General features: G+C 36.7%; 12 protein-coding genes. 6 read left to right on the forward strand and 6 right to left on the reverse strand.

The genetic code is table 11. From position 1 onward, the window contains the following. Window positions 1-93 precede the first annotated feature (93 nt). On the reverse strand, window positions 94-537 hold the full coding sequence (locus M901_RS06470) for a LysM peptidoglycan-binding domain-containing protein (RefSeq protein ID WP_021277378.1): 444 nt from the start codon (window positions 535-537) through the stop codon (window positions 94-96). A gap of 107 nt (window positions 538-644) precedes the next feature. On the opposite strand from M901_RS06470, the gene M901_RS06475 reads away from it, so the two are divergent. The 6 genes from M901_RS06475 to M901_RS06500 all read left to right on the forward strand — a co-directional run bounded on the left by M901_RS06475 (window position 645) and on the right by M901_RS06500 (window position 5,246). Beyond that, the gene (locus M901_RS06475; RefSeq protein ID WP_021277387.1) at window positions 645-1,604 is read left to right on the forward strand and encodes a hypothetical protein; all 960 of its coding nucleotides are present in this window, start codon (window positions 645-647) and stop codon (window positions 1,602-1,604) included. Then, complete coding sequence (locus tag M901_RS06480; RefSeq protein ID WP_021277383.1) at window positions 1,594-1,779, forward strand: hypothetical protein; 186 nt, start codon at window positions 1,594-1,596, stop codon at window positions 1,777-1,779. The genes M901_RS06475 and M901_RS06480 overlap by 11 nt, the downstream gene beginning before the upstream one ends. Then, window positions 1,776-2,264: a 2-amino-4-hydroxy-6-hydroxymethyldihydropteridine diphosphokinase gene (gene folK / locus M901_RS06485; RefSeq protein ID WP_021277388.1), complete on the forward strand. Its 489-nt coding sequence runs from the start codon at window positions 1,776-1,778 to the stop codon at window positions 2,262-2,264. The genes M901_RS06480 and folK overlap by 4 nt, the downstream gene beginning before the upstream one ends. Window positions 2,265-2,345: 81 nt before the next feature. Further along, window positions 2,346-3,488 (forward strand): acyl-CoA dehydrogenase family protein, encoded by a 1,143-nt coding sequence (locus M901_RS06490; RefSeq protein WP_034720957.1) that lies wholly within the window; start codon window positions 2,346-2,348, stop codon window positions 3,486-3,488. A gap of 2 nt (window positions 3,489-3,490) precedes the next feature. Continuing rightward, a complete protein-coding gene (locus tag M901_RS06495) occupies window positions 3,491-4,279 on the forward strand; it encodes an electron transfer flavoprotein subunit beta/FixA family protein (RefSeq protein WP_021277382.1) in 789 nt (262 codons plus the stop codon). Window positions 4,280-4,289: 10 nt separating this feature from the next. Continuing rightward, window positions 4,290-5,246: an electron transfer flavoprotein subunit alpha/FixB family protein gene (locus tag M901_RS06500; protein WP_021277384.1), complete on the forward strand. Its 957-nt coding sequence runs from the start codon at window positions 4,290-4,292 to the stop codon at window positions 5,244-5,246. A 28-nt stretch (window positions 5,247-5,274) separates the two neighbouring features. On the opposite strand, the gene M901_RS06505 is transcribed toward M901_RS06500, so the two are convergent. The 5 genes from M901_RS06505 to M901_RS06525 all read right to left on the reverse strand — a co-directional run bounded on the left by M901_RS06505 (window position 5,275) and on the right by M901_RS06525 (window position 9,329). Further along, on the reverse strand, window positions 5,275-5,946 hold the full coding sequence (locus M901_RS06505) for a hypothetical protein (RefSeq protein WP_021277379.1): 672 nt from the start codon (window positions 5,944-5,946) through the stop codon (window positions 5,275-5,277). Window positions 5,947-6,074: 128 nt separating this feature from the next. Then, entirely contained in the window at window positions 6,075-7,250 is a 1,176-nt protein-coding gene (locus M901_RS06510) for a hypothetical protein (protein WP_021277381.1), read from the reverse strand. A 202-nt stretch (window positions 7,251-7,452) separates the two neighbouring features. Next, window positions 7,453-7,644 (reverse strand): hypothetical protein, encoded by a 192-nt coding sequence (locus M901_RS06515; RefSeq protein ID WP_021277385.1) that lies wholly within the window; start codon window positions 7,642-7,644, stop codon window positions 7,453-7,455. Between the two features lie 14 nt (window positions 7,645-7,658). Then, window positions 7,659-8,192, reverse strand: a complete 534-nt coding sequence (locus M901_RS06520) for a hypothetical protein (protein WP_021277389.1) — start codon at window positions 8,190-8,192, stop codon at window positions 7,659-7,661. Between the two features lie 3 nt (window positions 8,193-8,195). Next, window positions 8,196-9,329, reverse strand: a complete 1,134-nt coding sequence (locus tag M901_RS06525) for an Mrp/NBP35 family ATP-binding protein (RefSeq protein WP_021277386.1) — start codon at window positions 9,327-9,329, stop codon at window positions 8,196-8,198. Window positions 9,330-9,420: the final 91 nt, after the last annotated feature.

The following is a 9,420-nucleotide window of genomic DNA, read 5'->3' on the forward strand; positions in this document are numbered from 1 at the left end:
CTAATCATATCTCTATTATTGTCCCAAATCTTCTTCCACTTCTTGTCAGTTCCATATTTTTCATTTGAAATTGTTCCAAGAGTCTCACCTCTTTTAATTAGATGTGGTTAAACCGCTTGGATTCCATGCGAATTGACTTGGTGTATAGCTTAGCTTGTCACCTTCTTTAATTCCATTTGCAACAACTTCTGGATTAGCAGCCTGGATATCTTTCCACTTTCTGTAATCACCATATAGTTTAAAAGCAATCCACATAAGTGTCTCACCTTTTTGTACTTCATAAACATCTGTTCCAGTAAGTGAAACTGGTTGAGTTTCAGTCATTGGTTCAGCATTTGCTACAGCCGTAGTATCTTCAAGCTCTGTTGTTTCATCAGCATCAACAATAAAATCTGAGTCATCAATTTCTAGCTCATCCTCTGTACTTGATACATTTTCTGTTTTAACATCAGCATCTTTTTTAACTTTCTTGTTAGAACAAGACGCCATTCCAAATGAAAGTCCTACAACTAACATTAGACTAAAGATCTTTTTCATCATTCCTCCCTGTATGGTTGTTCACTAACTTATCGGAAACAAAAAATAATTCATTAACAATAACGCTGCTAGACTTAAATATTCTTATAATGTTATGATTTACCGGTATGAACTTTCTTAAAGCTATTATTACCATACTATTTCTCTCAAGCACTTTTGCTCAATCAGCGCTTGATGATCTCTCAGATAACTCTGGGTTCTCAATGCCAACATATGATTTGGTAACTGAAGAGATTATCAAGATGTCACTTTCTAAGAGAATTTATCTTCTTTCAAACCAATCTGAAAGTTATGCTAGAGGTGACTTTATTACTCTTCTTCTCCAACAAAAACCTATTGCAAGAGGTTTAGTTGCGAAAATGTCTGGGCAAATGGCCGCAATTAAAATAACGAAAATTTATTCGATGGAATTGTTTCAAACTTTTTCTCAGGGAATGAAAGTTCAAGTTATACGTGGAGACGATAGTTTCTATAGGACCAAAAAAGAAGAGAAGAAAGAGGATACACTTATTAGCAATGAGGATGATCTCTTTGATGAAACAACTATTTTAGATGAAGATTTAGATAGTGAAGATAGCAACAGAAAAGAAGCGATCAAGAATGATAATGTTGTTTCAGTTGGTTATGGGCTAGTTGATGGCTATGATGCAAGTGGTGCAGAAGCAAAGAACCAGCAGTTCAACTTTAGTTGGTCTTATCAGATTGAAAGTAATATCTGGATAGAAGGTCTCTACGGGCAACATGTTATCAAAGACTTTCCTGGTGCAACAATTGATACAGGAATCAAAAATTATACAATTAGAGCAAAATACGCTCTAAAAGGTCCTCTTCATACAATCTTCTTGCCTTATATTGGTTTTCAGATTATTGATGCAGATAGCCCTGGAGCAGGTGTTGATGCGGACTCAGAAGAACAAGCGCAACTAGAATTAAGCCTTGTTGAGAATGCAAAGGACAGAGGTGTAGTCTTAGGTGTTACAGCACTCAAAAGACTTGTTCCTGGATGGTTTATTCGTTTAGAAGCTGGTACCGACATGCTGGCACTAGGACTTGCTCTTGAATTCTAAAATTCTTTTTATCTTTTTTAGTTCGCTACTCTTATTTTCTTGTGGAGTAAAGGCGCCACCAAGCCCTTCTAAAGATAGCTTTATCCCTTCAAGTATTGATGTCTATAAGAAAAAGATGCTAGATGATGCTAGTAAAGATAGCAAAGACTCGCAAAAGAATAAGAAAAAAGAATGAGTCTTGTAATTGCACTTGGATCCAACCTAGGAGACAAGAAAGAAAATCTCATTAAGGCAATTAATTTACTTTCTGAAATATTTGATCATCCAATTGCCATAAGCTCTATTTACAGCTCTGCCCCTGTTGGCGGAATTTCTCAACCAGACTTTCTCAATATGGCCGTGGAATTTAATATTCCAGAACTTAGCCCACTAGAGACGCTTAGCAAATGTCTAGCAATTGAAGAACAAATGGGAAGAAAGAGAATTCAAAAATGGGGTCCCCGTAATATTGATATTGATATACTCTATTTTTCTAGTACTAAAGTAGACCTTCCTGACTTAACTATTCCACATCCGTTTATTAGTGAAAGGAGCTTTGTCGTAAGACCCTTAATGGAACTCCCATATTACACGCAGCAAAAAGCATCTTTTGATTTTCCCAATGAATTTGAGATTGACGCTTATGTATATGACAAAATTACTTTAGAAGGGAAGAATTAACTGACTGCAATTCATTTGCGTGTATCATTAATATTATCTATACTATATCGGCAATCAGAAAATTACAGGAAGTAAGTTATGATCAACTTTGAGCTATCAACTGAGCAAAAAGAAATTTATGAAATGGCGATGAAGTTTGCCAAGAATGAAATGATGCCAAAAGCAATGGAGTATGACGAAAAGGCACAAATGCCTATGGAAATACTGCAAAAGGCATGGGAACTTGGACTAGTTAATACATGTATCCCAGCAGTGTATGGTGGTGCAGGATTTTCAACTCAAGATGCCATGATCATAACAGAAGCATTGGCCTATGGTTGTCTTGGTATGAACACTGCAATCATGGCTAACGATCTAGCACTTCTACCAATTGTAATTGGTGGTTCAGACGAACAAAAGAAGCGTTTTCTCACACCATTCACAGAATCATATAAGATTGCAGCCTTCTGTCTCACTGAACCTGGGAATGGATCTGATGCAGCAGGTATTAAAACAACGATAAAAGAAGACGGTGACCACTATATTGTAAATGGTAACAAGATGTGGATTACTAATGCAGGTTATGCAGACCTTTTCGTTGTTTATGGAACTAACGATCCTTCACAAAAACACAAAGGTATTACGGCTATTGTTATTGACGGAAAGACTGAAGGAATCGAATTAGGTGAAAAAGAAAATAAAATGGGACATCGTTGTTCTGACACAAGAGCTGTGACATTTAATAACGTTAGAGTTCCTAAAGAGAATATACTTGGTGGTGTTGGAGAAGGCTGGAAAATAGCCATGAAAACATTAAACCATTCAAGGCCAATGGTAGCATCAAGCGCTGTTGGTGGTGCCCAGTGTGCAATGGATCATGCTGTAAAGTATGCGGGAGAGAGAATTCAATTTGGTGTTCCTCTTGCTAAGCATCAAGCTATACAAATGATGATTGCGGACATGGGTATTGAAATTGAAGCGGCGAGACTTCTAGTTCAAAAGGCGGCATGGTATCTTGATCAAGGAAAGCCAAATCCAGAAGTTTCTTCATATTCTAAAGCGAAGGCTGCAGATATGTTTATGGATGTCGCTTCTGATGCTGTCCAAATTTTTGGTGGCTATGGTTATAGTAAAGAATACCCAGTAGAGAAGTTAATGAGAGACGCAAAACTCATCCAAATCTATGAAGGTACATCTCAAATACAACGTTTAGTAATAGCTAAAGAAATTTTTTCAAGGAGTTAAAATTGAACATCTTTGTATGTATTAAGCAAGTTCCTGACACGGAAACAAAAGTTACTCCAAATGGTGACGGTTCTTACATCGAAACAAGTTCTATCAAATGGATCATGAACCCATATGATGAATTTGCTGTTGAACAAGCACTACTAACTAAAGCAGCTAACAGTGGTTCTACTGTTACTGTAGTTAGAGTTGGAGGTGTCAAAGACACTGAAGCCCTTAGAACTGCCCTTGCAATGGGTGCTGATGAGGCCATTCTTGTTGAATCTGGAGACAATCTAGATTCTTACATGACTGCAAAAGCTCTTAAAGGAGCAATTGAAAAGTCTGGAAAAACTCCAGATGTTATCTTTACTGGTAAACAAGCAATTGATGATGACTGTTTACAAGTTCCTCAACTTCTAGCTCAAATGCTAGGTCTTCCTTCTGTTTCAGTAGTTGTTGAATGTGCTGAAGATGGTGGAAAGTTTACTCTTAAGAGAGAAGTTGAAGGTGGAGCTCTTGAAGTTTACGAAGTTAACTCACCAGCAGTTATCGCATGTAACAAGGGTCTAAACACTCCTAGATATGCTTCACTTCCAGGAATTATGAAAGCTAAGAGAAAGCCTCTTGCTCAACACTCTCTTGCAGATGTTGGTGTGGCTGATTCTGACGCTAGAGTAAAGTATTCTAACTTCCAACTTCCACCAGAGAAACCAGCTGGTAAGAAGTTTGATGCAATGGATGAAGCAAACCAAGCTTCTGTTGTTGCTGAAGTTGTTAAGCTTCTAAGAGAAGAAGCAAAAGTTATCTAAGGAGTAAAAAATGGCTAAGGTTTTAGTATTCGCAGAAGCGAATGGAGATACAGTAAAATCTGTTACTTTTGAAATCCTAGGAAAACTTGCTGGTCACGATGTTGACGTAGCAGTTGTAGGAGATATGGGTGGAAATGCAGTTGCTGATTTAGCAAAATTTGGTGCTGCAAATGTTCACAACCTAAAGGGTGATAACTTAGATAAGTATTCACCAGAAGGTTATGCAAACGCACTTAAAGATTTTATCGGTTCTAATTACGATTATGTATTTGCTGGTGCTACTTCACTAGCAAAAGATTTAATGCCAAGACTATCTGGTATGTTTGATGCTGGTATGGCCTCTGAAGTTACAAACTTTGCTTTTGACGGTGATAACTTTGCTGGAACAAGACCTCTATTCGCAGGTAAAGTTCTTGCAAAAGTTGAACTTCAAGGTCCAAAGCCTCACTTTGTAACAGTTAGACCAAATGCTCTTGGACTACCTGAAAATCCAACGGCTGGAGCAGGTGCATCCAATGATGTTGCTGCAAGTGCTGGTGAAATCAGAGCTGCTATTAAAGAAATCATTAAAGGTGCTTCTGAGAAGCTAGACCTAACTGAAGCTAATATTATTGTTTCAGGTGGTAGAGCAATGAAGAGCGCTGAGAATTTCAAAGTTCTTGAAGAGCTTGCTGAAGTTCTAGGTGCAACAGTTGGTGCATCAAGAGCTGCTGTTGATTCTGGATATGCTCCACACGCGATGCAGGTTGGACAAACAGGTAAAACTGTTTCTCCATCACTTTATATTGCTTGTGGTATTTCTGGAGCAATTCAACACTTAGCGGGGATGAGAACATCTAAGGTAATTGTTGCGATCAACACTGATCCTGATGCTCCAATCTTCACAAAAGCAGATTACGGTATCGTGGGTGACCTATTCACTATCGTGCCTATTCTAAAAGAAGAAATCTCTAAGATTTTATCATAAAAGAAGCCCCGCTGAGCGGGGCTTTTTCTTACATATGTCTTTCTATTGATTCTGGAATTTCATTCATAAAGGTCAAACCCATCTTATACTCACGTTTGATTATCGATGAGTTTCTAACATTATGCTCTGTTATATGAACAATCTTACATAATACTGGTTCACTCAATTCTCTATCACCGAATTTTTTAATAACAACCTTTTCGCCAACAGTAAAAGAGTTAAGTTTCGTAACACTAAAGATTAAACCTAGACCTGTTTCACTTAAATCATAGGCCTCAAATTCAAATGAAGTTTTTCCAATGATATCAACATCACTCTTATCAAATTTAACCTTTAGAGTATCTTCAATAACCTTTCTTCGTTTTTTTCCACGGTTTTCTAAAATTCGAAATGTCTTAGGTAGCTTAACTTGAATCTTATCTTCTGAGATACGCTCAACTAGTGTCTTAAATAGAAGCGAACGATCTTTAAATTTTAGGAATAACTCTCTGTCTTTTACTAATTCTAGACTTTGATTATCTACTTCAGTAAGTAGAATAGAACCTCTCTCGTAGTTGAACTTTTGAATAAAGGCCTTTTCTTTTAGTCTTGTTCCATCTTCTTGAACTTGCCACATAAAAACTGGCTCAATTGCATCAATTGTTCTTTCGATTGAATCATAAATTGACTCTCTATCATCTTCCCAAATTAGATTTTCCAATATTCCCTCTTTAGTAATCTCTCAATTTTACATCAAGAGCTAGTGAGGGCCTAACAAAGATTTCTTTACTTAACAAAAAAAATGGAGAGCTTAGCTCTCCACCTTATCATTTATCTTTATATTTTTAATTAGAATGCAAATCCTTGTCTTTCTGTTTCTACCATCATTTCTTCTTCACCTTCGATTGCTTCTTGGAACTCTTCTGCATATTCTTCTTGCTCAAGTTCTTCGTCATATTGCTCAACTTCTGGTTGCTTTTCTTGATAGCTTGCATCGATTACTTTTCTACTCTCTGCTGCTTTTTCTTGTACTTGCTCTAACCCATCTTCAACAATTGATGCTTCATATGACTTTTCTTCTTTAAGTCTTTCGATTTCTTCTTGCTCCATTCTAATTCTTTCTAACTCGTTATCAGTTACGAAGTTAAGAAGTGATCCTTTAAGTGGTCCCGTTGCAAATCTAATTCTAAAAGCATCTTTACCGTTATTTGTAACAACACCTCTTGACTCTTGTCCTTCGATCTCAGTTACGAAGCTACCACCTGCCTCCAGTTCGATATCTCCAATCACATATGACTTAGACTCACCTTTTTCATTTCTTGCTTCAAACGCAAGCCCTTGAATCGATTTTTCAGTTACCGTTACATCTCCCATCACAAACTGATCACCGATTAAAAGTTTATTTCCAAGTGCTGGAATCATAGCTCTTTCTAGTGTCAATGGCTCAGATGTAGCTTCTGATGATCTTACAACATTTTCTTTTTCTAGCTTACCAAGTACTTCATTTGTTTCAACTTGTGTTACAGACTGAATATACTTAGCTTCTTTATATCTTCTTGCTTCAATAATTTCATAACCTTTTCCAAATGATCTAAAAAGAGCAATTGTTTTACCTGACTCATGAAGAAATGAGAGATCAAATAAGTAGTTTGGCTTATCGTTGATCATGATCTGGCTTGTTTTAATAAGCTCCATATCTACAACAATTTTATTTTCAGACTTATTTGTATTATAAACTTCCTCACCCTTTTCATCTTCAATTCTAATGATCTGCCACTTACCATTGATAAGAGCATTATTTTGATCGTTAACTGGAAGATATTGGATCGCCTTAAGTTCTCTTTCTGCTGAAGCAACAACCCTTTCTTGAGTTTCATCAAATCTCTTTGCGAACTTAACTTCTGTGTCGTTCATAAATGATGTATCAGTTACTTTCATGCCTTGGTAGATCCCACCAAACACTAGGAATGATCCTGAAAGTAGTGCTGCTAATGTCATTTTCTTGTAGAAATTTGTTGCTTTCATAAATAGCTCCAATTAGTTTTGCTATTTATATTGCAACGCGCATGCCAATTATCTAATGGCCTCTACAGCCAAAAATGTAGACATTGTGCATATTAAGTGCCTGAATTTACGTTGTGATTGATCTGATGTGAACTGTAAAAAATATAACACTGCCTAAAAAATAGACATAAAAAAAGGGAGCGCTAAACTCCCTTTCCATATATTAGTCTAATGACATTGTCTTCTTTTCATAATCTGAGTGACTTGCTCTAAATCTTTTAAGAGCGATAACTACAAGCTCATTAAGAGAATACCCTGTATTAGCAGCCATTTTTTCGATGGCCTCAACTACGCTCTTTTCAATTTCCACTTTTAGCTCTTTAAGTTCGCCCTGGTTGTGTACCTGACCTTTCATTTTAACTCCTTCAATTATTTTAAAACTTTAATTGCGCCTTTTTTTCTTAAGCTTACAAGAGCTTTAGTGATTTCAAAATCAAATAAATCACAATCTCTATAAATATCTGAAATCTTGTTATAAGTCGTCATCGACTTCAATACTAGAAACTCAGTACTATCTGGTTTATCACCAGATTCGACAAACACCGGATTTATCAAAACCCTCAGCCCTTCTGGTGGTCTTAACCTCTTGTTATCATTATGTTCCTGATAAATCTTCTGAGCCTGTCTTTTAAGATCTGAAAAGTCTAGCTTGAACTCAATATCAGAGTCATCTACAATCTCTGGTTCAACAACTAGACGAAAGCCTTCTAAACCCTCTAAATCACAAACAATTAGTGAGAAAAGAGCCTTTGTTCCGGTCTTCTTTGCAAATTGTGAAGAGACTATTTTCCCATTCTGAAGAAGAATTACACCCAAAAACTGTCTATCAGCTTCTTTAAGTACATTAATTCTTCCTGTAAAACCAAATGAGCTCTGCTCTTCGATCAATTCAACAACAGACATTTACTATCCTAATATTTTGCTAAAGAATCCCTTTTTACCTTCATCGGTATTATCGATAACTTTCTTAGCAATTTCAGTATAAGCCTTCCATACAGGTCTTCCCTCATATGCATTATTATTCATATAAGGTGTTCCTTTATCACAGCTCTCTCTTAAGGCAATTTCCATTGGGATATCACCTAAAAATGGAATACCAAGCTCTTCAGTTGCTTTCTTAGCTCCACCTTCACCAAAGATGAAATACTTCTTCTCAGGCATATCATCTGGTGAGAAGTAACTCATATTCTCAACAACACCAAGTACTGGAACCTTTACCTGCCCAAACATTTTAAGACCCTTTGTTGAGTCCAAAAGAGCAACGTCTTGTGGTGTAGATACACCAATGATTCCATCGATATCTGTCGCTTGAACCATAGATAGTTGAACATCTCCTGTTCCTGGAGGTAAATCAATAATGAGGTAATCTAAATCGCCCCACTCTACATCAAATAGAAATTGATTTAAGACACCACCAAGCATTGGCCCACGCCAAATGACAGGATCTTTTTCACCAATAAATAGTCCGAAGCTAATAAATTTAATTCCATTTGCTTCAATTGGTAGGATTTTTTTCTTTTCAGAAGAAAGAGGCTTTGCATCTCTTTGCCCTACAAGCATTGGGATCGAAGGCCCATAAATATCTGCATCAAGAAGTCCTACTTTCTTCCCTTGATTCTTAAGTGCGTAAGCGAGGTTAGTTGAAACAGTCGATTTTCCAACCCCACCTTTACCCGATGAAACAGCGATGACTTTTTTCACATCATCAACCCTCTTCTTCTGTGGAAGAGGTGCACCATGACCGGCTTTTAAGTTTGCAGGAGCTTTTTGCTGAGGCGCTGACTTTGCCCCTGTCACATCTTTTGAATCAGTTGAAACAGTTTTTACTAGAATATTGTCTTCTTCAACATGAGACCTAAGCTCATTTATAATCACATCTTCAATTTTACGTTTTTGTTCTGGAGAAATTCCATCTCTATTATAGACAACTGTTAGTTGACCATTTTCATAAGTTAATTGTTTGATTCTTCCTTCTGAAGATAAAGTTTCATTAGTATTTGGGTTTTTAATCGAATGAAGTATCGACTTAATTTCTTCCATTGTTCGCTCCGCGTAAACATCATACAAATATGCTAGGATATTAGTAAAAAAAGGGCATTACGGCAATTGTTCTCTAGAAAATTTTGCCTTA

Source organism: Bacteriovorax sp. DB6_IX (assembly GCF_000447775.1).
Taxonomy (GTDB): domain Bacteria; phylum Bdellovibrionota; class Bacteriovoracia; order Bacteriovoracales; family Bacteriovoracaceae; genus Halobacteriovorax_A.

What these genes read in the sequence shown, in the direction of transcription:
- M901_RS06470 (WP_021277378.1), bottom strand. Translation starts at nt 537, where the DNA reads ATGAAAAAGATCTTTAGTCTAATGTTAGTTGTAGGACTTTCATTTGGA.
- M901_RS06475 (WP_021277387.1), top strand. Translation starts at nt 645, where the DNA reads ATGAACTTTCTTAAAGCTATTATTACCATACTATTTCTCTCAAGCACT.
- folK (WP_021277388.1), top strand. Translation starts at nt 1,776, where the DNA reads ATGAGTCTTGTAATTGCACTTGGATCCAACCTAGGAGACAAGAAAGAA.
- M901_RS06500 (WP_021277384.1), top strand. Translation starts at nt 4,290, where the DNA reads ATGGCTAAGGTTTTAGTATTCGCAGAAGCGAATGGAGATACAGTAAAA.
- M901_RS06510 (WP_021277381.1), bottom strand. Translation starts at nt 7,250, where the DNA reads ATGAAAGCAACAAATTTCTACAAGAAAATGACATTAGCAGCACTACTT.
- M901_RS06515 (WP_021277385.1), bottom strand. Translation starts at nt 7,644, where the DNA reads ATGAAAGGTCAGGTACACAACCAGGGCGAACTTAAAGAGCTAAAAGTG.
- M901_RS06520 (WP_021277389.1), bottom strand. Translation starts at nt 8,192, where the DNA reads ATGTCTGTTGTTGAATTGATCGAAGAGCAGAGCTCATTTGGTTTTACA.
- M901_RS06525 (WP_021277386.1), bottom strand. Translation starts at nt 9,329, where the DNA reads ATGGAAGAAATTAAGTCGATACTTCATTCGATTAAAAACCCAAATACT.